Consider the following 26,931-nt stretch of genomic DNA (forward strand, 5'->3'; position numbering starts at 1 on the left):
AAACTTACCTTAGGTTCTGACACACGTTGTGTGGTTTCATTAAAAGTCGAGTTACCCTATATTAGCGCAACGCAATCACTCGGTTACAGGTCGCTAACCTCCATGAACGACATAGATACACTCATCAGCAACAATGCACTATGGTCAAAAATGCTGGTGGAGGAAGACCCCGGATTTTTTGGAAAGCTCGCGCAGGCGCAAAACCCACGCTTTCTCTGGATTGGATGTTCCGACAGCCGCGTTCCGGCAGAGCGCCTGACAGGTCTCGAGCCTGGCGAACTGTTTGTGCACCGTAATGTTGCCAACCTGGTGATCCATACCGACCTCAACTGCCTTTCGGTTGTTCAGTACGCCGTTGACGTTCTGGAGGTCGAGCACATCATTATTTGTGGCCACTATGGCTGCGGCGGTGTGCAGGCCGCGATTGAAAATACCGAACTCGGGTTAATCGATAACTGGCTGCTGCATATCCGCGATATCTGGTTCAAACATAGCTCACTGTTGGGTGAAATGCCGCAGGAGCGTCGTCTCGATACCCTTTGCGAGCTGAACGTGATGGAGCAGGTTTATAACCTTGGCCATTCCACCATCATGCAATCGGCGTGGAAACGCGGGCAAAAAGTCTCGATCCACGGCTGGGCCTACGGTATTCACGATGGTCTGCTTCGTAACCTGGAAGTGACCGCCACCAACCGTGAAACGCTGGAGCAGCGCTATCGTTCCGGGATAGCTAACCTGAAGCTTAAGCACGTCAACCATAAATAGCTGCCTGTAAGCAGTTCAGATAAAAACAAAACGGCAACCCGGGTTGCCGTTTTTACTGTGTGTTCCCTCGTCAGAGGGCAACAGGCCGCACGTCACAAACCTTACTCGTCGAGCAGGATCACTTTACCCACATACGGCAGATGGCGGTAACGCTGCGCGTAGTCAATGCCATAGCCCACGACGAACTCGTCAGGGATAGAGAAGCCGACAAACTCTACCGGCACCTGCACTTCACGGCGGCTGGGTTTATCCAGCAGGGTGCAGATCGCCAGGGATTTTGGCTCACGCAGGCTCAGGATCTCGCGCACTTTAGAGAGCGTGTTGCCGGAGTCGATGATGTCCTCAACGATCAACACATCTTTGCCACGAATATCTTCATCCAGATCTTTCAGGATTTTCACATCACGGGTTGTGGACATGCCGCTGCCGTAGCTGGAGGCGGTCATAAAATCGACCTCATGGGACACCTGCACTTCACGGCACAGGTCTGCCATGAACATGAAAGAGCCACGTAAAAGACCGACCAGCACCATTTCGCTGCCGCTGTCCTTGTAATGTTCGGTGATTTGACGACCCAGTTCGGCGATACGCGCTTTGATCTCGGCTTCCGGGATCATCACTTCAACAGTATGTTTCATATTACTAACCATATGATTTTAATGAAAATCTCTCAATGCGGATGAATGTTACTCCGGCATCGATACGCAAGCCAGCCATTATATCAGTAAATGGATACACCTGGCGCATGAGTTATAAAAAGCAAATATTGTGATTCCGATCACACTTGTTAATACCTATAATTAGTTGCTAGCAAATAATTAACAAAACTGACGAGTACACTTTCTATGGCTGAAATAAAAACTCAACAGCCACGTCTACTGGTGACATTAACAGCGCTATTCGCCGCCTTCTGCGGCCTGTATCTGTTAATCGGTGGCGTCTGGCTGGCCGCAATTGGCGGCTCCTGGTACTACCCTATTGCGGGTCTGGTTATGCTTGGCGTAACCGTCCTGTTGTGGCGTAGAAAACAATCCGCGCTATGGCTTTATGCTGCTTTACTCCTCGCAACCATGATCTGGGGCGTCTGGGAAGTCGGTTTCGACTTCTGGGCACTGACGCCGCGCAGTGACATCCTGGTCTTCTTTGGTATCTGGCTGATCCTGCCGTTCGTGTGGCGTCGCCTGATTGTTCCTTCAAGCGGTGCCGTTGCGGCGCTGGTGGTTGCCCTGCTGATCAGCGGCGGCATTCTCACCTGGGCCGGTTTTAACGACCCGCAGGAGATTAACGGTACGCTGAATGCCGAATCCACCCCAGCTGCGGCTATCTCGCAGGTCGCGGATGGCGACTGGCCAGCTTATGGCCGTAATCAGGAAGGTCAGCGCTACTCCCCGCTCAAGCAGATCAACGCGGACAACGTTAAGAACCTGAAGGAAGCCTGGGTATTCCGTACCGGCGACCTGAAGATGCCAAACGATCCAGGTGAACTGACCAACGAAGTGACGCCGATTAAAGTCGGTAACATGCTTTATCTGTGCACCGCGCACCAGCGTCTGTTCGCGCTTGATGCGGCCACCGGTAAAGAGAAATGGCACTTCGATCCACAGCTGAACTCCAACCCGTCGTTCCAGCACATCACCTGCCGTGGCGTCTCTTACCACGAAGCGCGTGCTGATAATGCGAGCCCTGAAGTCATTGCCGACTGTCCTCGCCGCATCATGCTGCCGGTAAACGATGGCCGCCTGTTCGCGATCAATGCCGAAACCGGTAAGCTGTGTGAGACCTTTGCCAACAAAGGTATCCTGAATCTGCAGACCAACATGCCGGACACCACGCCGGGTCTGTATGAGCCAACCTCACCGCCGATCATCACCGATAAAACTATCGTGATTGCCGGCTCGGTAACCGATAACTTCTCCACCCGCGAAACCTCTGGCGTTATCCGTGGTTTTGACGTGAACACCGGTAAACTGCTGTGGGCCTTCGACCCGGGCGCGAAAGATCCAAACGCGATCCCATCGGACGAACACACCTTTACCTTTAACTCACCTAACTCCTGGGCACCGGCGGCGTATGACGCGAAGCTGGACCTGGTCTACCTGCCGATGGGCGTCACCACGCCAGATATCTGGGGGGGTAACCGTACGCCTGAGCAAGAGCGTTATGCCAGCTCTATCGTGGCGCTGAACGCGACCACCGGTAAACTGGCCTGGAGCTACCAGACTGTTCACCACGACCTGTGGGATATGGACATGCCGTCCCAGCCGACGCTGGCTGACATTACCGTTAACGGCAAAACCGTTCCGGTGATTTATGCACCCGCGAAAACGGGCAACATCTTTGTGCTGGATCGCAGCAACGGTAAGCTGGTTGTCCCGGCACCAGAAAAACCCGTTCCGCAGGGCGCTGCTAAAGGCGACTATGTCACCAAAACACAGCCGTTCTCTGACCTGAGCTTCCGTCCGAAGAAAGATCTCAGCGGTGCAGACATGTGGGGTGCCACAATGTTTGACCAGCTGGTGTGCCGCGTGATGTTCCATCAGCTGCGCTATGAAGGTATCTTCACGCCACCTTCTGAGCAGGGCACGCTGGTCTTCCCGGGTAACCTGGGCATGTTCGAATGGGGTGGGATCTCCGTTGACCCTAACCGTCAGGTGGCGATTGCCAACCCGATGGCCCTGCCGTTTGTTTCTAAGCTCATTCCACGCGGTCCAGGCAACCCAATGGAGCAGCCTAAAGATGCTAAAGGCAGCGGTACTGAAGCGGGTATTCAGCCGCAGTATGGCGTGCCATACGGTGTCACGCTGAACCCGTTCCTGTCGCCGTTTGGTCTGCCGTGTAAACAGCCTGCCTGGGGTTATATCTCCGGCCTGGATCTGAAAACTAACCAGATCGTCTGGAAAAAACGTATTGGTACGCCTCAGGACAGCATGCCGTTCCCGATGCCGGTTCCTGTCCCGTTCAATATGGGTATGCCAATGCTGGGTGGTCCAATTTCTACCGCCGGTAACGTGCTGTTCATCGCGGCAACCGCCGATAACTACCTGCGCGCGTACAACATGACCAACGGTGAAAAACTGTGGCAAGGCCGTCTGCCAGCAGGTGGACAGGCAACACCGATGACCTATGAAGTGAATGGCAAGCAGTACGTTGTCATCTCTGCGGGTGGTCATGGTTCGTTTGGTACGAAGATGGGCGACTACATTGTGGCTTATGCTTTACCCGACGACGCTAAATAATTAACACCGCCAACGGTAAAAAAAACGGCAACTTCGGTTGCCGTTTTTATTGCTTATCTCCTGTGGACCGGGGTCTGGGCATCAGGGCACACGATATTAAACCGTGAACCCCAGCATCATGCCCGTATCTTCATGCTCCAGCAGATGGCAGTGCGCCATATAGGCAAACGCCTTCGGTGCCTCGTGGTCAAATTTCACCAGCACCTCACTGACGCCACCTTCAACCCTGACGGTGTCTTTCCATCCCGCGCGGTGCGCCTGTGGCGCGTTACCGTTTTCAGAAAGGATGCGGAACTGGGTGCCGTGAATATGGAACGGATGCAGCATCATGTCGCCTTCGCCTGAAATCACCCAGCGTTCAAACTGCCCTTTTGTGGCAGCAAACATTGGCGTGTTCATGTCGAACGCTTTACCGTTGATCATGTTGGCATTGTGGAAATCGAAATCATGGCCACCGTGCCCCATGCCGCCCATTTTACCGTGGTCCATATTCATATGGCCCATCATCTCTCCGTGGTGCATACCCGCCATCGCCTGATTGCCATATTTCGCCATCAGTGCCTGCATGCCCATCATATCGAGCATCGGGTTCATGGACAGTTGCAGCTTGCGTTGGGTCAGGCCCTCGAGAGAAGGTAGCGCCGGGAGCGTGGTCAGGGTATCCGGCAGCATGCCCGAGGCCGTGACCTGCAGCGGCTGGATCTGCAGCACCGGGTGCGGCTTATCAAAGGGTGCAACCGCCATTCCCATCTGACTGACCGGTAGCGTGACCAGGTCAAACGGTTTGCCGTCGCTGATATCCACCAGCACCTCAAAACGCTCCCCCATCAGCATCGGTAGCATATCCACCTTCACCGGTTCAGGCAGCAGCCCCCCGTCGCTTGCGACCACGTACAGAGGGCGTTTATCGCTGGTGGCGAAATTCAGTGAGCGGGCGTTACAGCCGTTGAGCAGGCGTAAGCGCAGCCAGCCTTTCGGTGCCGCATGCTGCGGGTAAATGGCACCGTTGGTCAGCAGGGTGTCGCCAAACCAGCCTACCGCCGCGCTCATGACGTCCAGTTGGTAATCAATTTGTCCGTCAGCGGTGAATTTTTTGTCCTGCACAATGACCGGCACATCGTCGATGCCCCACTGTTTGGGCAGGCGCAGCAAACGGCTTTCGTCATCTTCAATCAGCACCAGCCCCGCCAGCCCCATCGCCACCTGATGGCCCGTTTTGCCATGCTGATGGGGGTGGAACCAGCAGGTCGCGGCGCGCTGGTCCGGGGTAAAGGTCACGCTTCGCTTACCGCCCGGTTTTATGATGCCCTGCGGCCCCCCGTCCACCTCGCCCGGCACTTCCAGTCCGTGCCAGTGCAACGTGGTCTCCTCTGCCAGCGTGTTATGGATATCCACCGTTACCGCTTTCCCTTTACGTAACTGAAGTGCCGGGCCGAGAAGATTGCCGTTATAACCCCACGTTGTCGCACTGTGTGCGCCAAAGGTCGTTTTACCGGACTGGACAACAAGCTGGATGCGGCTTCGGGCATCCGCGGTGAGTAAATCAGGGATCGGTAAGGCGGGTCTGTCGGCCGCAAAAGCCGCGCGGCTCCACAGCGGTAAAGCGCTGGCTACGCCAAGCGCAACGGAATATTTTAAAAAATCACGGCGTTGCATGTTCATTTCCTTATTTCCAGCAGGCGATCTTTTGAGCATAAACCCTCCCCTTACCGGAAGGTCAAGTGAAGCGGCAATAATAAAGATCGTCGGCCTGGCATCAAGTATGCTAACGTTAATTTTCCGTGATGCAGTGGTAGAAGCAATGAAGACGTTTTTCAGAACAATTTTGTTCGGTAGCCTGATGGCGATGTGTGCGAACAGTTACGCGCTGAGTGAAAATGAAGCGGAAGATATGGCCGATCTGACGGCAGTTTTTGTCTTTCTGAAAAACGATTGTGGTTACCAGAATTTGCCCAACGGGCAGATTCGTCGCGCACTGGTCTTTTTTGCCCAGCAAAACCAATGGGATCTCAGCAACTACGATAGCTTCGACATGAAGGCGCTCGGCGAAGACAGCTACCGCGATTTAAGCGGTATTGGTATCCCTAACGCCAAAAAATGCAAAGCGCTGGCTCGCGATTCACTCAGCCTGCTCGCCTACGTGAAATAACCTTCCCGACGCCCCCTTGTTGAGCCTATAGCCGTGCAACCACGGTTATAGTTAGCTATCATGTTTCGCTCATTTTTTGTGAGCGTAACGGATGTTAACAAAGGAGGAGTCCGCGTATGGCCGACCACACGTTGTGGCATGAAACACTGCATGACCAGTTTGGTCAGTACTTTGCCGTTGATAACGTGCTCTATCATGAGAAAACCGATCATCAGGATCTGATCATCTTCGAGAATGCCGCCTTTGGCCGCGTGATGGCGCTGGATGGTGTCGTGCAAACGACCGAGCGCGACGAGTTTATCTATCATGAGATGATGACCCACGTTCCGCTGCTGGCACACGGGCATGCGAAGCATGTTCTGATTATCGGTGGTGGTGATGGCGCAATGCTGCGTGAAGTCTCCCGCCATCAATCCATCGAAACCATTACGATGGTGGAAATTGATGCCGGCGTGGTCTCTTTCTGTCGTCAGTACCTGCCGAACCATAACGCCGGTAGCTATGACGATCCGCGCTTCAGTCTGGTCATTGATGATGGGGTTAACTTCGTTAATCAGACGACCCAGACCTTCGACGTTATTATCTCCGACTGTACCGACCCGATCGGTCCCGGCGCGTCGCTGTTTACCTCCGATTTCTACGAAGGCTGCAAGCGCTGCCTGAAGCCGGGCGGGATTTTTGTGGCACAAAACGGCGTCTGCTTCCTGCAGCAGGATGAAGCCCTCGACAGCCACCGCAAACTGAGCACCTATTTTGGCGATGTCAGCTTCTATCAGGCCGCTATTCCGACGTACTACGGCGGGATCATGACCTTTGCCTGGGCAACGGATAACGACGTACTGCGCCATCTTTCCACCGAAATTATTCAGGCCCGCTTCCACCAGGCCGGTCTTACGTGCCGTTACTACAATCCGGCAGTTCATACCGCAGCGTTTGCCTTACCGCAGTACCTGCAAGACGCATTATCCACTAAGGGGGTGAGCTAATTGAAAAAGCTTAAACTGCATGGCTTTAACAACCTGACCAAAAGCCTGAGTTTCTGTATTTACGATATCTGCTATGCCAAAACAGCGGAAGAACGCGATGGTTACATCGCCTATATCGATGAACTCTACAATGCCAACCGCCTGACCGAGATCCTGTCAGAAACCTGTTCGATTATCGGCGCGAATATCCTGAATATCGCCCGTCAGGATTATGAACCTCAGGGTGCCAGCGTCACGATTCTGGTCAGCGAAGAGCCGGTCGACCCTCAACTTATCGATAAAACAGAACATCCGGGCCCGCTGCCGGAAGTGGTCGTCGCCCATCTCGATAAAAGCCACATCTGCGTGCACACCTACCCGGAAAGCCATCCTGAAGGCGGGCTGTGTACCTTCCGTGCCGATATCGAAGTGTCGACCTGCGGTGTGATCTCCCCGCTGAACGCGCTGAACTATTTAATCCACCAGCTGGAATCCGATATCGTGACGATTGATTATCGCGTGCGAGGCTTTACCCGTGACATTAACGGCATGAAGCACTTTATCGATCACGAGATCAATTCCATTCAGAACTTTATGTCCGACGACATGAAGTCGCTGTATGACATGATGGATGTGAACGTGTATCAGGAAAATATCTTCCATACCAAGATGTTACTTAAGGAGTTCGACCTTAAGCACTACATGTTCCATACCCGACCAGAAGATTTAAGCGAAGAAGAGCGCAAGGCCATTACTGACCTGCTCTGGAAAGAGATGCGCGAAATCTACTACGGCCGCAATATTCCGACCGTGTAAGCCGCGCTGGGAGCAAGGACGCTCCGGTGTGCTATTTCTGTTTCATGAACGCCCGGTACGCCGTCACGACTTGCAAAAAGTCTTCTACGCCGCACAGCGACAGACTCTCTTCATCGTAGTAGCTCATCCCCTCTTCCATCTCATCACCGGAGAATTCAAGCTGGTTGGCACGCACCATCACCTCTTCGCCATCCATCCACAGCGTGTATTCGTGCCCGGCACGTTGCCAGGAGCGTTCACTGCCTTTCACCGTATTTGCCGCCTGTTCAACTTCGTCCAGAAGGGCGAGATTCTCTTTCACCTCTTCGTTGAACCAGTGTCCAACAGCTTCGTGGCCCATCGACATACGCACTTTCACCACTCCGGTGATGTCGCGCAGAAATTCGTAATCCATAGTATTTTCCTCTGCAAAGCCATTACGCTAATTATCGCAGCAGAGAGGAAGAAAAAAAGCGTGGGAGGCAGGAGGAATGAAAATAAAAAGGTGAGAGCAAGACCTTGCGGTCTGATGCCCTCACCCTGTCCCTCTCCACAGGAGAGGGTGCAAACACAAAACCGCCTCCGTGGAGACGGTTTAGCTGTTTATACCGCCGTCTGGAAGATAACCCCGTCAGCCTTCTCGGTGTACTGAGAGAGCTGGTCGAAGTTCAGATAGCGATAGGTATCTACCGCCGTCTTATCCACCTGAGCCACAAAGGTCTGGTACTCTTCCGGCGTTGGCAGTTTACCAATCAGTGCCGCAACCGCCGCCAGCTCCGCAGAGGCCAGGTAGACATTAGCACCGGTACCTAAACGGTTCGGGAAGTTACGGGTAGAGGTGGAAACCACCGTCGCACCGTCAGCCACACGCGCCTGGTTACCCATACACAGGGAACAGCCAGGAATTTCGATACGCGCACCGCTCTTACCGAACACGCTGTAGTAGCCCTCTTCGGTCAGCTGAGCCGCATCCATACGGGTTGGCGGAGCCACCCACAGACGCGTTGGCAGCTGGCCTTTGTGGGTATCCAGCAGCTTACCGGCAGCACGGAAGTGGCCGATGTTGGTCATACAGGATCCGATGAACACTTCGTCGATCTTGTCGCCCTGAACGTCTGAAAGCAGACGCGCGTCGTCCGGATCGTTTGGTGCACACAGGATTGGCTCTTTGATATCCGCCAGATCGATGTCGATCACTGCCGCGTATTCTGCGTCAGCATCGGCTTCCAACAGCTGTGGATCCGCCAGCCATTTTTCCATGCCCTGGATACGGCGCTCCAGCGTACGACGGTCGCCGTAGCCTTCTGCAATCATCCACTTCAGCAGCACGATGTTAGAGGTCAGATACTCAATAATCGGTTCTTTGTTCAGCTTGATGGTACAGCCAGCAGCAGAACGCTCCGCGGACGCATCGGTCAGTTCGAATGCCTGCTCGACTTTCAGATCCGGCAGACCTTCAATTTCCAGAATACGGCCAGAGAAGATGTTTTTCTTCCCTTTTTTCTCAACGGTCAGCAGACCCTGTTTGATGGCATACAGAGGGATAGCATGCACGAGGTCACGCAGGGTGATACCCGGCTGCATTTTACCCTTGAAGCGCACCAGAACCGATTCTGGCATATCCAGCGGCATCACGCCGGTTGCAGCAGCAAACGCCACCAGCCCCGAGCCCGCCGGGAAGGAGATACCGATTGGGAAACGGGTATGGGAATCACCACCGGTACCGACGGTATCAGGCAGCAGCATACGGTTCAGCCAGGAGTGAATAACACCGTCACCCGGACGCAGCGACACACCGCCACGGTTCATGATGAAGTCAGGCAGCGTGTGGTGCGTGGTCACGTCAACCGGCTTCGGATACGCGGCAGTGTGACAGAAGCTCTGCATCACCAGGTCAGAAGAGAAGCCCAGGCACGCCAGGTCTTTCAGTTCATCACGGGTCATTGGGCCTGTGGTGTCCTGAGACCCCACAGAGGTCATCTTCGGTTCGCAGTACGCGCCAGGACGGACACCGGCGACGCCGCAGGCGCGACCCACCATTTTCTGCGCCAGGGAGTAACCACGATTGCTTTCCGCCACATCTTTCGCATGACGGAACACGTCGCTGTGCGGCAGACCCAGCGCTTCACGCGCTTTGGTCGTCAGGCCACGACCGATGATCAGCGGAATACGGCCACCGGCACGCACTTCGTCAATCAGCACGTCGGTTTTCAGCTCAAAACTCGCCAGCAGTTCGTTGGTTTCGTGGTTGCGCACTTCACCTTTGAACGGGTAAACGTCAATCACGTCGCCCATATTCAGGTTAGAGACATCCACTTCGATCGGCAGTGCGCCCGCATCTTCCATGGTGTTGAAGAAGATTGGCGCAATTTTGCCGCCCAGCACCAGGCCGCCGCCACGTTTGTTAGGCACATGAGGAATGTCATCGCCCATGAACCACAGTACGGAGTTGGTCGCGGACTTACGGGACGAACCGGTACCCACTACGTCACCGACGTATGCCAACGGGAAACCTTTTTCCTGCAGGGCTTCGATCTGTTTGATCGGGCCAACGCTGCCCGGCTGATCCGGCTCAATACCTTCACGGGCGTTTTTCAGCATCGCCAGTGCGTGCAGAGGAATATCAGGACGAGACCACGCATCCGGTGCCGGAGAGAGGTCATCGGTGTTAGTTTCACCGGTCACTTTGAAGACGGTAACGGTGATTTTTTCAGCCAGTGCAGGACGGTTCAGGAACCATTCGGCATCGGCCCAGGATTGCATAACCTGTTTCGCGTAGGCGTTGCCGGCTTTGGCTTTTTCTTCCACATCGTAGAAGTTATCGAACATCAGCAGCGTTGAGGAGAGCGCTTTGGCGGCAATCGGTGCCAGCGTGTCGTTATCCAGTGCGTCAATCAGCGGATGAATGTTGTAGCCACCCTGCATGGTACCGAGCAGTTCAATAGCTTTTTCAGGAGTAACCAGTGGGGAGGTTGCTTCGCCTTTGGCGACGGCGGCAAGGAATCCGGCTTTTACGTAGGCAGCTTCATCTACGCCAGGCGGTACACGGTTGATCAACAGATCTAACAGGAATTCTTCTTCGCCCTTAGGCGGGTTCTTCAGCAGCTCGACGAGCGCGGCCATTTGGGTTGCATCTAAAGGTTTGGGTACAATTCCCTCGGCGGCACGTTCTGCTACGTGCTTACGGTATTCTTCTAGCACGACGGTTCTCCTCGCTCTCATTGTCATATGCGGCGGGCGTTCTCTTCACGCTCCTGTGAGACAGCAGTTTGTAGGGTAAATGCCCGATACCGCGTCGGGCAGCATAGCAGGATTTCTGCACAGTGTTAATCCGTTTACAAAAAAGCAACATTAAAAAATTTGCTGAATCGTTAAGCATGGTGTAGCGGGCAGGTGCAACGAATTCTGACTGCAAAAAACCGTGAGTGCGACCTTCTGAATATTCCGGCGGCATTTCAGCCATCCGATATAATTGTGTAATAAATACTCACACTCTTTATCCGGACGTACCGGATGATTCCCCACAAAAGTCAAAACAGTAAAAGACGGGTGATTGATACTCACGCCAACCGTAACGCCTCACGGCACAGCGTTTGTCTCGTTGGAGTCATTTTATGAAGTTGCCCTTTAAGCCACAACTGCTTGTCCTTCTGTGCAGTGCCGGGCTGTTTGCCGCCTCAGGCGTCATGTTCGTTAAAAGCCGCGCAACGGAGCCTGTGGCTCCTGCCCCCGTCGCACAACAACCGGCTGCGCCGCCTGCCGCTCAGCCAGCACCGGTCGTCGCGCCAGCCTACACGACCGCGCAAATTGATCAGTGGGTCGCCCCCATCGCGCTCTACCCGGATGCCCTGCTATCGCAAATTTTGATGGCTTCGACTTACCCGGCCAACGCCATCCAGGCAGCACAGTGGTCAAAAGACAACCCTAAACTGCAGGGCGATGCCGCCATTCAGGCCGTGGCGAATCAACCCTGGGATCCGAGCGTGAAATCACTGGTGGCGTTTCCTCAGCTGATGTCCCTGATGGGCGAAAATCCACCCTGGGTGCAGAGCCTGGGCGACGCGTTTCTCGCGCAGCCGAAAGATGTGATGGATTCCGTGCAACGTCTGCGTTTGCTGGCGCAGCAAACCGGTGCATTGCAATCAACCCCGCAGCAAACGGTCACCACCGAGACAAAACCGGCCCCGGCGAAAACGGCCACCAGCCAGACAACAAGCACCGCCACGACGTCAGCCCCGACGGTCATTAAAATTGAGTCTGCCGACCCGCAGGTGGTTTACGTTCCCACCTACAACCCGAATACCGTGTATGGCACCTGGCCGAACACCGCTTATCCGCCCGTCTATTTACCGCCCTCCCCGGGAGAGCAGTTTACGGACAGCCTGGTCAAAGGCTTAGGGTTCAGCCTGGGCGTGGCGACCACCTACGCTATTTTCAGCAACATCGACTGGGATGATGACGATGACTGGGATCACCACCATGATGACGACTGGGATCACCACGGCGGCTATAACCGCAACGGTGATAACAACATCAATATCAACGTTGAGAACTTTAATAAAATCAGTGGCCAGCGCCTGACAGACGCCAACCGCACCTGGCAGCATAACCCGGCCTATCGTGAAGGAGTGCCCTATCCCACCAACACGCTCAACAATCGCTTCCACTCAACGAACACGGCAACGGGGCTAAGTGCGACGCAGCAAAAACCGGTCAACCGGGACAGCCAACGGCAGGCTGCGCTGAGCCAGATGGAGAAATCGACGGGAAAAACCTTCCCGCAAACCGCGCGTCCGGGCACCAAAGATGCACAGCGTCAGGCGTCAACCGACCAGCTGAAGCAAATTTCCCAGCGCAACAACTACCGGGGCTACGACACCAAACCGCAAACGGCACAGCGGACAGCCGCTAAGACGCGAGACAGCCGCCCGACCACCACCCAAAGGCAAGAGAAACGGGTTTCGCAGCCTGCGCGGAGTAGCCAGCCGCGCGCCAATGCGCTCAGCGGTAACGACAGTCGTTCCGCCAACTGGCAAGCCCAACAGCAGCGAGGTGCCCAGAGCCGGCAACAGGCTGCCCGCCATCAGCAACCGCGCCAGACGTCTACCGGGCGTGCTGAACACCGTGAATTCCGTCACCGTTAAGGAAGCCGACATGAAAAGCAAATTACTCAGTGGGATCGCGTTATTCATGCTGTCGGCCGCCGCAATGGCGCAGCAATCTTTCAGCACGCCAGACCAGGCAACCGATGCGCTGGCCAGCGCCATCAGTGAGCAAAATGAAAGCGCGATGAACACCCTGCTCGGTGAAAACTGGCGTGATTTCCTGCCGCCGGAAGGGGTGGATCCTGATACCGTGGATCGCTTCCTGCGCGACTGGAAAGTTCGGCACAATACGGTCGTTGACGGGGATAAGGCACATCTTGTGGTCGGTGACAGCGACTGGCAGCTACCGATTCCGGTGATCAAAACCGCCTCTGGCTGGCAATTTGATATCAAAGAAGGGGCTGAAGAGATCCTGACCCGCGAGATTGGCCGCAACGAGCTCGCCGCCATCGAGGCGCTGCACGCGTATGTGGATGCACAGCAAAGCTATTTTGCGCTGAACCAGAAATATGCGCAGAAGATTGTCAGCTCAGCCGGCAAAAAAGACGGCTTATACTGGCCGGCCTCGCCCGGCGAAGCCCCCAGCCCACTCGGTCCGGCCTTCAGCCCGAAAGAACCCGGCACTGGCTATCACGGCTACCGTTTTCGAATCCTGCCGGATAAAAATGGTTTTGCCATGGTGGCCTGGCCAGTCAGCTACGGCCAGACGGGCGTGATGAGCTTTGTAATAAACCAGACCGACAAGGTGTACCAGTCGGACCTCGGCAGCGAGTCAGAGAAGAAAGCGCAGGCGTTACCTGCTTATCACCTGGATCACACCTGGCAACCGGTCGCCCCATAACGCAGGCAAAAAAAACGCCTCCGGAGGAGGCGTTTCGCAATCATGAAGAAACTTATTTCTTCTTCGCTTTCGCGTTAGGCAGGTCGGTGATGCTACCTTCGAACACTTCTGCCGCCAGGCCAACAGACTCGTGCAGAGTCGGGTGAGCGTGGATGGTCAGCGCGATGTCTTCAGCGTCACAACCCATTTCGATAGCCAGACCGATCTCACCCAGCAGCTCGCCGCCGTTGGTACCAACAATCGCACCACCGATCACACGGTGAGTCTCTTTGTCGAAGATCAGTTTGGTCATACCGTCTGCGCAGTCGGAAGCGATAGCACGGCCAGAAGCAGCCCACGGGAAGGTGGCGGTTTCGTAGCTGATGCCTTTCTCTTTCGCTTCTTTCTCAGTCAGACCCACCCATGCCACTTCTGGCTCGGTGTAAGCGATAGATGGGATCACTTTCGGATCGAAGTAGTGTTTCATGCCGGCGATAACTTCAGCGGCAACGTGACCTTCGTGAACACCTTTGTGCGCCAGCATTGGCTGACCGACGATATCGCCGATAGCAAAGATGTGCGGCACGTTGGTGCGCAGCTGTTTGTCAACGCGGATGAAGCCACGGTCGTCCACTTCCACGCCTGCTTTGCCCGCGTCGAGGTTTTTACCGTTCGGCACACGGCCGATAGCCACCAGCACGGCGTCGTAACGCTGTGGTTCGGCAGGGGCTTTTTTGCCTTCCATGGAAACGTAAATACCGTCTTCTTTCGCTTCAACGGCAGTCACTTTGGTTTCCAGCATCAGGTTGAATTTCTTGCTGATACGTTTGGTGAAGACTTTAACGATGTCTTTATCGGCAGCCGGGATAACCTGGTCGAACATTTCAACCACGTCGATCTCTGAACCCAGCGCATGGTACACGGTACCCATTTCCAGACCGATGATACCGCCACCCATAACCAGCATACGCTTAGGTACGGATTTCAGCTCCAGCGCATCGGTGGAATCCCACACGCGTGGATCTTCATGTGGAATGAATGGCAGCTGAATTGGACGGGAACCCGCAGCGATGATCGCGTTGTCGAAGTTAATAACGGTTTTGCCGTTTTCGCCTTCCACTTCCAGGGTGTTCGCGCCGGTGAATTTACCCAGACCGTTTACCACTTTCACTTTACGGCCTTTGGCCATACCTGCCAGACCACCGGTCAGCTGAGTGATAACTTTCTCTTTCCAGGTACGAATCTTGTCGATATCGGTTTTCGGCTCGCCGAAGACGATACCGTGTTCAGCCAGTGCTTTGGCTTCTTCGATAACTTTCGCAACGTGCAGCAGAGCTTTAGAAGGGATACAGCCTACGTTCAGGCAAACACCACCGAGGGTGTTGTAGCGTTCTACGATTACGGTTTCCAGACCTAAATCAGCGCAACGGAAGGCAGCAGAGTAACCCGCCGGGCCTGCCCCAAGTACCACGACCTGAGTTTTGATTTCAGTACTCATCATGACCTCTTATTGATTTCCGGCGGTCCAGGTACTTGTCGCCCTTCATCCACCGGGACGTTCTATCCGCCCGCAGTTTACAAAATTGTTAACAATTTTGAAACAACAAACGGCTCACGAATTGTCGCTTTTCGCCAATAACCTCACAGACCACATGAGATTAACAGAAAAAAGCCGGCCGACTGGCCGGCTTTTCGATTACATCACCAGGCGGCGAATGTCGCTCAGGGTGTTGTTGATGATGGTGATGAAACGCGCACCATCAGCACCGTCGATCACGCGGTGGTCGAAGGACAGAGAGATTGGCATCATCAGACGCGGCACGAACTCTTTGCCATTCCATACCGGTTCCATCGCGGACTTGGACACACCGAGGATAGCCACTTCCGGCGCGTTAACAATCGGTGCGAAGTGGGTAGTACCCAGGCCGCCGATGCTGGAGATAGTGAAGCAGCCGCCCTGCATTTCGCCGGCAGTCAGCTTACCATCACGCGCTTTTTTGGAGATGGTGGTCAGTTCACGGGACAGCTCAGTGATGCTCTTCTTGTTCACGTCTTTAAAGACCGGAACAACCAGACCATTTGGCGTATCAACCGCAACACCGATGTTGATGTATTTCTTCAGCGTCAGCTTCTGGCCATCTTCGGACAGGGAGCTGTTGAAGCGTGGCATCTGCTCAAGCGCCGCAGCAACGGCTTTCATGATGAAGACGACTGGGGTGAATTTCACGTCCAGTTTACGCTTCTCAGCTTCGGCATTCTGCTGTTTACGGAACGCTTCCAGATCGGTGATATCCGTTTTGTCGAAGTGGGTAACGTGCGGGATCATCACCCAGTTACGGCTCAGGTTGGCACCAGAGATTTTCTGGATACGACCCAGTTCCACTTCTTCGATTTCACCGAACTTGCTGAAGTCCACTTTCGGCCATGGCAGCATGCCCGGGATACCGCCGCCAGCGGCAGCCGCAGGGGCAGCTTCAGCGCGTTTCACCGCGTCTTTCACATAGGCCTGAACGTCTTCGCGCAGGATCCGACCTTTACGGCCAGTCCCTTTCACTTTCGCCAGGTTTACACCGAATTCGCGCGCCAGGCGACGAATCAGTGGCGTAGCGTGAACGTAAGCGTCGTTCTCAGCGAACTCAGATTTACCTTCTGCTTTTGCAGCAGGGGCAGCAGCAGGTTTAGCCGCCTGAGCCGGTGCAGCGGCAGGTGCTGGTGCAGCAGCGGCAGGTGCTGGTGCAGCAGCGGCAGCCGGAGCAGCAGCTGGCGCAGCGCCTTCCACTTCGAAGACCATGATCAGAGAGCCAGTAGACACTTTGTCGCCGGTGCTGATTTTGATCTCTTTAACGGTACCCGCGAATGGCGCGGGTACTTCCATAGACGCTTTGTCGCCTTCAACGGTGATCAGTGACTGTTCAGCAGCAACTTTGTCGCCCACTTTTACCATCACTTCGGTGACTTCAACTTCGTCACCACCGATGTCAGGTACGTTGACATCTTTCGCACCGCCAGCAGCAGGTGCAGCGGCCGGCGCTGGCGCAGCAGCAGGTGCAGCACCTGCCACTTCGAAGATCATGATCAGAGAGCCGGTAGAAACTTTGTCACCGGTGTTGATCTTGATCTCTTTAACCGTACCCGCGAATGGCGCCGGCACTTCCATAGAGGCTTTGTCGCCTTCTACGGTGATCAGGGACTGCTCAGCCGTAACGGTATCGCCCACTTTCACCAGGATTTCAGTGACTTCAACTTCGTCACCGCCGATGTCAGGCACGTTGACTTCTTTTGCCGCAGCGGCTGCTGGTGCAGCGGCCGCAGGAGCAGCTTCTTTCTTCTCTTCCTGCGCAGGTGCAGCAGCTGCTGCACCGTCGGCGGAATCGAAAATCATGATCAGTTTGCCAGTCTCGGTTTTATCGCCAACAGAGACTTTAATCTCTTTAACGATGCCAGCCTGAGGAGACGGAACTTCCATAGAGGCTTTATCGCCTTCTACAGTGATCAGCGACTGTTCAGCTTCAACTTTGTCGCCCACTTTGACCAGGATCTCGGTGATTTCAACTTCATCAGCCCCGATGTCCGGTACTTTGATTTCGATAGCCATTCTTCTTTTACCTCTTACGCCAGACGCGGGTTAACTTTATCTGCATCGATGTTGAATTTGGTGATTGCGTCCGCAACCACTTTCTTATCGATTTCGCCACGTTTAGCCAGTTCGCCCAGTGCTGCTACAACCACGTAAGATGCATCCACTTCGAAGTGGTGACGCAGGTTTTCGCGGCTGTCAGAACGACCGAAGCCGTCAGTACCCAGTACGCGGTAATCATCAGCCGGTACGTAAGTACGAACCTGCTCAGCGAACAGTTTCATATAGTCAGTAGACGCAACCGCAGGCGCGTCGTTCATCACCTGAGCGATGTATGGAACGCGTGGCGTTTCCATTGGGTGCAGCATGTTCCAGCGCTCACAATCCTGGCCATCACGCGCCAGTTCAGTGAAGGACGTTACGCTGTACACGTCAGAGCCAACGCCGTAGTCGTTCGCCAGGATCTGTGCCGCTTCACGTACGTGACGCAGGATAGAACCGGAGCCCAGCAGCTGAACTTTACCTTTGCTACCTGCAACGGTTTCGAGTTTGTAGATACCTTTACGGATACCTTCCTCGGCACCTGCTGGCATGGCCGGCATGTGGTAGTTTTCGTTCAGCGTGGTGATGTAGTAGTAAATGTTCTCTTGCGCTTCACCGTACATGCGCTGCAGACCGTCATGCATGATGACTGCCACTTCGTACGCGTAAGACGGGTCGTAAGAGATACAGTTAGGGATAGTCAGAGACTGAATATGGCTGTGACCATCTTCGTGCTGCAGACCTTCACCGTTCAGGGTCGTACGACCAGAAGTACCACCGATCAGGAAGCCGCGAGCCTGCTGGTCGCCTGCCTGCCAGCACAGGTCACCGATACGCTGGAACCCGAACATGGAGTAGTAAATGTAGAACGGGATCATCGGCAGGTTGTTGGTGCTGTAAGAGGTCGCAGCAGCCAGCCAGGATGCGCCTGCGCCCAGCTCGTTGATACCTTCCTGCAGGATCTGACCTTTCTCGTCTTCTTTGTAGTAAGCAACCTGCTCACGGTCCTGCGGGGTGTACTGCTGGCCGTTCGGGCTGTAAATACCGATCTGACGGAACAAACCTTCCATACCGAAAGTACGCGCTTCGTCGGCAATGATTGGAACCAGACGATCTTTGATCGACTTGTTCTTCAGCATCACGTTCAGGGCACGAACGAAAGCGATAGTGGTAGAGATCTCTTTGTTCTGCTCTTCCAGCAGCTGAGAGAAATCTTCCAGCGCTGGCAGTTCCAGCTTCTCGGTGAAGTTAGGCTGACGAGCTGGCAGGTAGCCTTTCAGCGCCTGACGACGTTCGTGCAGGTACTTATGCTCTTCAGAACCTTCAGGGAAGGTGATGTAAGACAGGTTTTCTACCTGCTCATCGGTCACTGGAACGTTGAAACGGTCGCGGATATAACGCACGCCGTCCATGTTCATTTTCTTAACCTGGTGAGCGATGTTTTTACCTTCTGCGGTATCACCCATGCCGTAACCTTTGATGGTATGGGCCAGGATTACAGTCGCTTTACCTTTGGTTTCACGCGCTTTTTTCAGTGCAGCGTAAATTTTCTTCGGATCGTGGCCGCCACGGTTCAGAGCCCAGATCTGTTCGTCAGTCCAGTCTGCAACCAGTGCTGCGGTTTCAGGATATTTACCGAAGAAGTGCTCACGAACGTAGGCACCGTCTTTGGATTTGAAGGTCTGGTAGTCACCGTCAACGGTTTCGTTCATCAGCTGGATCAGTTTACCGCTGGTGTCTTTACGCAGCAGTTCGTCCCAACGGGAACCCCACATCACTTTGATAACGTTCCAGCCAGCACCTGCGAAGATGCCTTCCAGTTCGTTGATGATCTTGCCGTTACCGGTTACCGGACCATCCAGACGCTGCAGGTTACAGTTGATGATGAAGCACAGGTTGTCCAGTTTCTCACGGGTCGCAATGGTGATTGCGCCTTTCGATTCTGGCTCATCCATCTCGCCATCGCCCAGGAAGGCGTAGACGGTCTGTTCAGAGGTGTCTTTCAGACCACGGTGTTCCAGATATTTCAGGAATTTAGCCTGATAGATAGCACCGATTGGGCCCAGACCCATGGATACTGTCGGGAACTGCCAGAATTCTGGCATCAGTTTAGGGTGTGGGTAAGAAGACAGACCTTTACCGTGAACTTCCTGACGGAAGTTGTTCATCTGCTCTTCAGTCAGACGACCTTCCAGGAATGCACGTGCATAGATGCCCGGAGAGATGTGGCCCTGGAAGTACACCAGATCGCCGCCGTCTTTCTCGTTAGCTGCACGGAAGAAGTGGTTGAAACACACTTCGTAAACGGTCGCAGAAGACTGGAAGGACGCCATGTGGCCACCCAGCTCCAGGTCTTTCTTGGACGCGCGCAGAACGGTCATGATGGCGTTCCAGCGGATTGCAGAACGGATACGGCGTTCCAGATCCAGATTGCCCGGGTATTCCGGTTCGTCTTCAACGGCAATCGTGTTTACGTAGTTGCTAGCCCCTGCACCTGAAGCAACCTTCACACCGCCTTTGCGGGCTTCAGAAAGCAGCTGATCAATCAGATACTGAGCACGCTCAACACCTTCTTCACGGATGACCGATTCGATCGCCTGTAGCCAGTCGCGAGTTTCGATCGGATCCACGTCATTTTGGAGACGTTCTGACATGGGGGTATTCCTTATCTATCTAATACGTTGATTTGTCTGGAACCTGTCCCATTGTGCTCTTGGGCAAGAACACAATAAGACAGGTTCTGCGTTTAGTTGCCGCGCTCTAAAAAACCCTGGCGCTTAATCCTTTCGTTGCTGTATGCGGCGTAATGAACGTTCGCGACGCGATTGTTCACGGCTGCGGTCCAGCAAGATTTCCTCAATGAAAGCCAGATGTCGGTGCGACGCTTCGCGCGCCTGCTCCGGTTCCCCGGCCATTATCGCCTCGAATACTCGGGTGCGATGGTTGCTTACCAATGGGAGCATGTCCCGACGGGCATACAACAATTCAAAATTCTGACGAACGTTCTGGGCCAGCATCGGCTCCATGCAGCGTAGCAGATGGAGGAGCACAACATTGTGTGCAGCTTCGGTGACGGCGATTTGATACTGGACAACGGCATTGGACTCGGCGTCTAAATCGCCGGATTGCTGTGCCCGTTCAATGGCCTGATGAAGTTCGCGGATACGCACGCGATCTTCATCAGTGCTACGAAGTGCGGCGTAATAGGCCGCGATACCTTCTAGCGCGTGACGGGTCTCAAGCAGATCAAACTGGGATTCTGGGTGGTCAGAGAGAAGTTCTACCAGCGGATCGCTGAAGCTCTGCCACAGGCTGTTTTGCACAAAGGTTCCGCCGCCCTGGCGACGAAGCAGCAAGCCCTTTGCTTCGAGACGTTGAATCGCCTCACGCAGAGAGGGACGTGAAACGTCGAACTGTTTTGCCAGCTCGCGTTCTGGCGGAAGTTTCTCACCCGGGCGCAGTGTCCCTTCGAGGATTAAAAACTCCAGCTGCTGCTCAATCACATCAGATAGTTTTGGTTGGCGAATTTTGCTGTAGGCCATATTCCCTGTCTTACGCCTTTTTGCCCGGAGTCAATTGGTCTTACCAATTTCAAGTTCGTATCGCTAAAGTAACAAAGTATTCACCTTCTGTCCATATTGGTTTTGATTGAAATCAGTAAACCCTGCACATTTTAACAACCTTACAGAAATAACGTTTCAGAAATGTAACTTCGCACAAATGAGTTAGTTACTCCCTTAGTGGGAGTTTTAACCTTAATGAAACGAGGGTTTTTGCAATCTGAAGCGATTCAACAACGCAAAATATGAAATTTTGCCCACTTACGGAGCATTTCTATTCTATAGGTTGGGGTAAGAAGGGTTAGCGGGGTGATTTACAAATGCTTTCTTTTTATTCAACTCGTCATCGCCCCGTCATAAAGCAGGTGCATTCGCTGGCGCTTACCACTATTCTGGCGCTTACGGAAGACATCTCCGCTTTTTTCGGTCTCATTGACTGTAAAGAAATAAATACAGAAAACGGATATTCATAATTACACACGCGTCGCGTGAACATAACAACCACACACGAGGTTTCAAATGGAAGCTCAACAGCACGGCGATCAGCTAAAGCGCGGTCTGAAGAACCGCCATATACAGCTAATCGCACTGGGCGGTGCTATTGGCACTGGACTGTTTCTGGGAAGTGCATCCGTTATCCAGTCTGCCGGTCCCGGCATTATTTTGGGTTACGCCATTGCCGGTTTTATCGCTTTTCTGATTATGCGCCAGTTAGGTGAAATGGTCGTTGAAGAGCCGGTTGCGGGCTCTTTCAGCCACTTTGCCTATAAGTACTGGGGCAGTTTCGCCGGTTTCGCGTCAGGCTGGAACTACTGGGTGTTGTACGTTCTGGTTGCCATGGCTGAACTGACCGCCGTCGGGAAATACATTCAGTTCTGGTACCCGGAGATCCCCACCTGGGCTTCTGCTGCGGCCTTCTTCGTCATCATTAACGCCATCAACCTCACCAACGTTAAAGTCTTCGGTGAGATGGAGTTCTGGTTTGCCATCATCAAAGTAGTTGCCGTCGTGGCGATGATCATCTTTGGCGGCTGGCTGCTGTTTAGCGGCAATGGTGGCCCGCAGGCCACGGTACGCAACCTCTGGGAACAGGGCGGCTTCCTGCCTCACGGCATGACGGGCCTCGTGATGATGATGGCAATCATTATGTTCTCCTTCGGCGGTCTGGAGCTGGTCGGCATCACCGCAGCTGAAGCCGACAACCCGGAACAGAGCATCCCGAAAGCGACCAACCAGGTTATCTACCGTATTCTGATTTTCTATGTGGGCTCACTGGCCGTTCTGCTCTCTCTGCTGCCGTGGACGCGCGTTACTGCAGACACCAGCCCGTTTGTCCTGATTTTCCACGAACTGGGCGATACCGTCGTGGCGAATGCGCTCAACATCGTGGTGCTGACGGCGGCGCTGTCGGTCTATAACAGCTGCGTATACTGCAACAGCCGTATGCTGTTCGGCCTGGCCCAGCAGGGTAACGCGCCGAAGATGCTGCTCAACGTCGACAAGCGTGGCGTTCCGGTGAACACCATCATCGTTTCGGCGATCGTAACGGCGCTGTGTGTCCTGATTAACTATCTGGCACCGGAATCGGCGTTTGGCCTGCTGATGGCGCTGGTGGTCTCTGCCCTGGTTATCAATTGGGCGATGATCAGCCTGGCACACATCAAGTTCCGCCGTGCCAAGCATCAGCAGGGTGTGAAGACTCGCTTCCCTGCCCTGCTCTATCCGCTGGGCAACTGGATCTGCCTGCTGTTTATGGCGGGAGTGCTGGTCATCATGCTGCTGACCCCGGGTATGGCAATCTCGGTGTACCTGATCCCAGTCTGGATTGCCGTTCTTGGCATCGGCTATCTGTTTAGCCAGAAAAGCCGCAACGCCCTGAAAGCTCACTAAGTCTCCCCCGCGGTATCTGCGTTTTGCAGGTACCGCGTGTTGTTACCTCCCTCACAGTTTCACGCCAACAGCGCATTTATCCATATCACCGCCCTGATACTGCAACGCATATATTCGTTTGCCAGCAAATAATTCTCTCCATACCGTAACCCGGAGAGCAGTCTATGGATAACGCTAAACTGTCAGTAAAAGAAAAGATCGGCTATGGGATGGGCGATGCAGGTTGCAACATCATCTTTGGCGCCATCATGTTGTTTGTTAATTATTTTTATACCGATATTTTTGGTCTGGCACCTGCACTGGTCGGCGTACTGCTGCTGTCTGTCCGCGTAATTGATGCCGTAACGGATCCGATTATGGGGGCCATCGCCGACCGTACCCGCAGTAAATATGGCCGGTTTCGTCCATGGCTGCTGTGGATTGCCTTTCCCTATGCGCTGTTCAGCATCCTGATGTTCACCACACCAGAGTGGAGCTACAACAGCAAAGTTATCTATGCCTTCGTCACCTATTTCCTGCTCTCTTTAACCTATACGGCAATCAACATTCCTTACTGCTCGTTAGGCGGCGTGATTACCAACGATCCGCAGGAACGTGTTGCCTGCCAGTCCTATCGCTTTGTGCTGGTAGGTATCGCCACGCTACTGCTGTCGCTGACGCTGTTACCGATGGCCGACTGGTTTGGTGGTGACAACAAAGCCAAAGGCTACCAGATGGCAATGACCGTGCTGGCGCTGATTGGTACCGGTATGTTCCTGTTCTGCTTCTATACCGTTCGCGAGCGTGTACGCCCGGCGGTACAGACTCATGACGAACTGAAAAACGACCTGAAAGACGTGTGGAAGAACGACCAGTGGGTGCGCATTCTGCTGCTAACCCTGTGCAACGTGTGCCCGGGCTTTATCCGCATGGCGGCCACGATGTACTACGTGACCTGGGTTATGGGCCAGAGTACCCATTTCGCCACGCTGTTTATCAGCCTGGGCGTGGTTGGCATGATGCTCGGCAGTATGCTGGCGAAAGTCCTCACCGACCGCTGGTGTAAGCTGAAAGTGTTCTTCTGGACCAACATCGTGCTGGCTATTTTCTCCTGCGCCTTCTATTTCTTCGATCCGAAAGCCACGGTCACCATTGTGGTGCTCTACTTCCTGCTGAACATCCTGCACCAGATCCCGTCTCCGCTGCACTGGTCGCTGATGGCCGACGTCGATGACTACGGTGAGTGGAAAACCGGTAAGCGCATCACCGGGATCAGCTTCTCCGGTAACATCTTCTTCCTCAAACTGGGGCTGGCGATTGCCGGTGCGATGGTTGGTTTCCTGCTCTCCTGGTACGGTTATGACGCGGGGGCGAAAGCGCAAAGTCCGGATGCCATCAACGGCATTGTATTGCTGTTTACCGTGATTCCGGGCGTCGGGTATCTCATTACCGCAGGCGTGGTACGTCTGCTGAAGGTTGACCGCGAAACGATGAAGCAGATCCAGGAAGACCTCGAGAAGCGTCGCAACAATTATCGCGAGCTGAATAATTATCAGGAACTCAAAGCCGCTGAGACGAAATAAGGAAAGCCGAATGCACACCTGGCCAAACCCGTTTATTGAACAACGTGCCGACCCCTATATTCTGCACCACGAGGGGCTGTACTACTTTATCGCCTCCGTGCCGCAGTACGACAGGCTCGAGATCCGTCGCGCCGACTCGCTGGAAGGACTACGCGATGCCGAAGAGGTCGTGGTCTGGCGTAAACCGGAGACCGGGCCGATGAGCCAGCTGATCTGGGCACCGGAACTGCACCACATTGACGGTAAGTGGTATATCTATTTTGCCGCCACCCATACCCAGGCGCTGGACAGCCTCGGGATGTTCCAGCACCGTATGTTTGCGCTGGAGTGTGCGGACCACGATCCCCTCACCGGGACGTGGATCGAGAAAGGCCAGATTACCACCCCGTTCGACACCTTCGCACTGGACGCCACCACGTTCGTCCATCAGGGAAAACGCTGGTATTTGTGGGCACAAAAAGCCCCGGATATCGCCGGAAACTCCAACCTCTATCTGTGCGAAATGGCGAATCCGTGGACGCTCAAAGGCGAGCCGGTGATGCTCAGTAAACCGGAGTATGACTGGGAATGCCGCGGATTTTGGGTCAACGAAGGTCCGGCAGTGCTGTTTCACGAAGATAAGCTGTTTATCAGCTACTCCGCCAGCGCCACGGATGAGAACTATTGCATGGGGTTACTGTGGATAGACATGAATGCCGATCCGCAAAATCCGGCGAACTGGCATAAAGCGTCGCGTCCGGTTTTCCGAACCAGCGTCGAGAATCGTCAGTTTGGGCCCGGGCATAACAGCTTTACGCAAACGCCGGAGGGAGAAGACGTGCTGGTCTACCACGCGCGAAACTACACCGAGATTGAAGGCGACCCGCTCTATGACCCGAATCGTCACACGCGTCTGAAATGCGTGCGCTGGGACGAAAACGGGATGCCTGATTTTGGCATCCCGCCTGCTGATACGCTCTGACCGGTACGGCGCGCTGGCTTAGACCAGCGTGCCGTAAATGGTCAGCAACGCCACGACCACGACCACCACAAACGACGTTTTCTTCGCCATGGAGACAGCCGCTTTCGGCGTTTCAATCTTGTCGGTATGCGGCTCACGCGCCAGCGAGAACTGAGCCAGACGTGTTAACACCTGATACTGAGACGTGTGGCGGTCGGCAAGCGAAGCAAACCATGCCGGCAGCGCTTTTTCACCGTGGCCAATTAACGCATAAACGACGCCCACCAGACGTACCGGGAGCCAGTCCAGCACATGCAGAATGGCATCGATACCCGACAATAAACGTTCATGCGGGGTAAGGTAACGGGCAAGCCAGGTCTGCCAGGCGCGCAGAAACGCATAGCCCATCAGCAGTACCGGCCCCCACGGACCGCCCACCACAAACCAGAACAGCGGTGCCAGGTAGTAACGGAAGTTGATCCACAGTAGCGCATTTTGCAGTTCGCGCAAAAATTCACGCTCATCGCAATCCGGCGGCACGCCGTGGATCATCGTCAGCTCGCTCGCCATGGCGCCCCGCGCATGGGCATCGTCACGAGATGCGGCTTTCAGATAGGCGTGGTAGTGCATACGCACCTTGCCCGCGCCAATACAGAGCACGCCGAGCAGGATCCACACCACCAGCAGCGGCACGTTGAAAAAGAGGCCGTAAAGCGAACGCAGCAGTAAAAACGTTATAACCATCACGCCAGCGGTCATCAGCAGCGTGCGCAGCATGGAAAAATGTTTAATCCGGCGGAAAAGCACCTCCAGCCGGTGATCCAGATGCCAGTGCTCACCGAGTTTGAACAGGCGTTCAGCGATGATAACCAGCAGCATGGTAAACAACGTCATGTTATCTCCTTATTCTGACGACGCGGTAAGCAAGGCACGAAACCGGGGCCAGTCAAAAGCCGGGCCGGGATCGGTTTTTCTCGCCGGGGCAATATCGCTGTGTCCCGTAATATTCCCGGCTATCGCGGGATAGAGCTCGATCAGCGTTTGGGTTACAGCCACCAACTGTTGATACTGTGAATTGGTGTAGGGGCTGGTGTCAGTGCCTTCCAGCTCAATCCCGATGGAAAAATCATTGCAGCGGTCTCGTCCCTGGTACATCGACACGCCGGCATGCCAGGCACGCTTATCAAAAGGGACGTACTGAACCACTTCGCCGTCGCGACGGATCAGACAGTGAGCCGACACGCGCAGATGCGCAATTTCAGCAAAGAAAGGATGGGCATCAGGATCCAGGGTCCCCGTGAATAACGCGTCGATCCACGGGCCGCCAAACTCACCCGGCGGGAGACTGATATTATGAACAACCAGCAGTGTGGGCTTTTCATCCTCCGGGCGGCAGTCGTGGTGCGGCGAGGGCACATGCCGCGCATCCACCAGCCATCCGTTTTCTAACAACATGCTGGAACTCCTTATGTATGGTGCTGTTACTCGGTTCAGAGTAGCATGTTTCAATATTATGATTCGTTAC

Annotated in this window: 20 protein-coding genes; 10 read left to right on the forward strand and 10 right to left on the reverse strand. The window is 54.4% G+C overall.

The window, feature by feature from the left end; translation table 11 throughout:
* Positions 1 to 102: 102 nt before the first annotated feature.
* Positions 103 to 765: a carbonate dehydratase gene (gene can / locus QLG09_RS05185; protein ID WP_020882596.1), complete on the forward strand. Its 663-nt coding sequence runs from the start codon at positions 103 to 105 to the stop codon at positions 763 to 765.
* A gap of 101 nt (positions 766 to 866) precedes the next feature.
* Here can and hpt read toward each other — a convergent pair whose 3' ends face one another.
* The gene (gene hpt, locus QLG09_RS05190) at positions 867 to 1,403 is read right to left on the reverse strand and encodes a hypoxanthine phosphoribosyltransferase (RefSeq protein ID WP_025205381.1); all 537 of its coding nucleotides are present in this window, start codon (positions 1,401 to 1,403) and stop codon (positions 867 to 869) included.
* A gap of 207 nt (positions 1,404 to 1,610) precedes the next feature.
* On the opposite strand from hpt, the gene QLG09_RS05195 reads away from it, so the two are divergent.
* The gene (locus QLG09_RS05195; RefSeq protein ID WP_020882595.1) at positions 1,611 to 4,001 is read left to right on the forward strand and encodes a glucose/quinate/shikimate family membrane-bound PQQ-dependent dehydrogenase; all 2,391 of its coding nucleotides are present in this window, start codon (positions 1,611 to 1,613) and stop codon (positions 3,999 to 4,001) included.
* Between the two features lie 96 nt (positions 4,002 to 4,097).
* Here the strand turns inward: QLG09_RS05195 and cueO are convergent, their stop codons facing one another.
* Entirely contained in the window at positions 4,098 to 5,657 is a 1,560-nt protein-coding gene (gene cueO / locus QLG09_RS05200) for a multicopper oxidase CueO (protein ID WP_148576526.1), read from the reverse strand.
* A gap of 145 nt (positions 5,658 to 5,802) precedes the next feature.
* Between cueO and QLG09_RS05205 the strand changes: the two genes are divergently transcribed.
* From QLG09_RS05205 to speD, 3 genes are all read left to right on the forward strand, one after another.
* Entirely contained in the window at positions 5,803 to 6,150 is a 348-nt protein-coding gene (locus QLG09_RS05205; protein WP_282488774.1) for a YacC family pilotin-like protein, read from the forward strand.
* A 116-nt stretch (positions 6,151 to 6,266) separates the two neighbouring features.
* Positions 6,267 to 7,136 carry a polyamine aminopropyltransferase gene (gene speE, locus QLG09_RS05210; protein WP_014168661.1) on the forward strand — a complete coding sequence of 290 codons (870 nt, stop codon included), beginning with the start codon at positions 6,267 to 6,269 and terminating at the stop codon, positions 7,134 to 7,136.
* Positions 7,137 to 7,931, forward strand: coding sequence for an adenosylmethionine decarboxylase (speD, locus tag QLG09_RS05215; protein WP_014168660.1), 795 nt, complete (start codon positions 7,137 to 7,139; stop codon positions 7,929 to 7,931). It begins immediately after the preceding gene.
* A gap of 31 nt (positions 7,932 to 7,962) precedes the next feature.
* On the opposite strand, the gene yacL is transcribed toward speD, so the two are convergent.
* Positions 7,963 to 8,325 (reverse strand): protein YacL, encoded by a 363-nt coding sequence (yacL, locus tag QLG09_RS05220; protein WP_014168659.1) that lies wholly within the window; start codon positions 8,323 to 8,325, stop codon positions 7,963 to 7,965.
* Positions 8,326 to 8,513: 188 nt separating this feature from the next.
* Positions 8,514 to 11,111 (reverse strand): bifunctional aconitate hydratase 2/2-methylisocitrate dehydratase, encoded by a 2,598-nt coding sequence (gene acnB, locus QLG09_RS05225; RefSeq protein WP_020882592.1) that lies wholly within the window; start codon positions 11,109 to 11,111, stop codon positions 8,514 to 8,516.
* A gap of 413 nt (positions 11,112 to 11,524) precedes the next feature.
* On the opposite strand from acnB, the gene QLG09_RS05230 reads away from it, so the two are divergent.
* Positions 11,525 to 13,054 (forward strand): DUF3300 domain-containing protein, encoded by a 1,530-nt coding sequence (locus QLG09_RS05230; protein ID WP_282488762.1) that lies wholly within the window; start codon positions 11,525 to 11,527, stop codon positions 13,052 to 13,054.
* A gap of 10 nt (positions 13,055 to 13,064) precedes the next feature.
* Entirely contained in the window at positions 13,065 to 13,856 is a 792-nt protein-coding gene (locus tag QLG09_RS05235) for a DUF2950 family protein (protein ID WP_282488763.1), read from the forward strand.
* Positions 13,857 to 13,908: 52 nt separating this feature from the next.
* On the opposite strand, the gene lpdA is transcribed toward QLG09_RS05235, so the two are convergent.
* The 4 genes from lpdA to pdhR form a co-directional block, all read right to left on the reverse strand.
* A complete protein-coding gene (lpdA, locus tag QLG09_RS05240; RefSeq protein ID WP_020882589.1) occupies positions 13,909 to 15,333 on the reverse strand; it encodes a dihydrolipoyl dehydrogenase in 1,425 nt (474 codons plus the stop codon).
* Between the two features lie 198 nt (positions 15,334 to 15,531).
* Positions 15,532 to 17,430, reverse strand: a complete 1,899-nt coding sequence (gene aceF, locus QLG09_RS05245) for a pyruvate dehydrogenase complex dihydrolipoyllysine-residue acetyltransferase (RefSeq protein WP_282488764.1) — start codon at positions 17,428 to 17,430, stop codon at positions 15,532 to 15,534.
* A 14-nt stretch (positions 17,431 to 17,444) separates the two neighbouring features.
* Positions 17,445 to 20,108, reverse strand: coding sequence for a pyruvate dehydrogenase (acetyl-transferring), homodimeric type (gene aceE / locus QLG09_RS05250; RefSeq protein WP_014168653.1), 2,664 nt, complete (start codon positions 20,106 to 20,108; stop codon positions 17,445 to 17,447).
* A gap of 123 nt (positions 20,109 to 20,231) precedes the next feature.
* Positions 20,232 to 20,996: a pyruvate dehydrogenase complex transcriptional repressor PdhR gene (gene pdhR, locus QLG09_RS05255; RefSeq protein WP_013095596.1), complete on the reverse strand. Its 765-nt coding sequence runs from the start codon at positions 20,994 to 20,996 to the stop codon at positions 20,232 to 20,234.
* Positions 20,997 to 21,533: 537 nt separating this feature from the next.
* On the opposite strand from pdhR, the gene aroP reads away from it, so the two are divergent.
* From aroP to QLG09_RS05270, 3 genes are all read left to right on the forward strand, one after another.
* Entirely contained in the window at positions 21,534 to 22,904 is a 1,371-nt protein-coding gene (gene aroP / locus QLG09_RS05260; RefSeq protein WP_250369328.1) for an aromatic amino acid transporter AroP, read from the forward strand.
* Between the two features lie 164 nt (positions 22,905 to 23,068).
* Positions 23,069 to 24,466, forward strand: coding sequence for an MFS transporter (locus QLG09_RS05265; protein ID WP_014168649.1), 1,398 nt, complete (start codon positions 23,069 to 23,071; stop codon positions 24,464 to 24,466).
* A gap of 10 nt (positions 24,467 to 24,476) precedes the next feature.
* Complete coding sequence (locus tag QLG09_RS05270; RefSeq protein ID WP_049023072.1) at positions 24,477 to 25,427, forward strand: family 43 glycosylhydrolase; 951 nt, start codon at positions 24,477 to 24,479, stop codon at positions 25,425 to 25,427.
* Positions 25,428 to 25,445: 18 nt separating this feature from the next.
* On the opposite strand, the gene ampE is transcribed toward QLG09_RS05270, so the two are convergent.
* On the reverse strand, positions 25,446 to 26,300 hold the full coding sequence (ampE, locus tag QLG09_RS05275) for a beta-lactamase regulator AmpE (RefSeq protein WP_025205391.1): 855 nt from the start codon (positions 26,298 to 26,300) through the stop codon (positions 25,446 to 25,448).
* A 9-nt stretch (positions 26,301 to 26,309) separates the two neighbouring features.
* Positions 26,310 to 26,861 carry a 1,6-anhydro-N-acetylmuramyl-L-alanine amidase AmpD gene (gene ampD, locus QLG09_RS05280; RefSeq protein WP_079231407.1) on the reverse strand — a complete coding sequence of 184 codons (552 nt, stop codon included), beginning with the start codon at positions 26,859 to 26,861 and terminating at the stop codon, positions 26,310 to 26,312.
* Positions 26,862 to 26,931: the final 70 nt, after the last annotated feature.

It is taken from the genome of Enterobacter sp. V89_11 (assembly GCF_029967775.1).
Lineage (GTDB): Bacteria > Pseudomonadota > Gammaproteobacteria > Enterobacterales > Enterobacteriaceae > Enterobacter > Enterobacter ludwigii.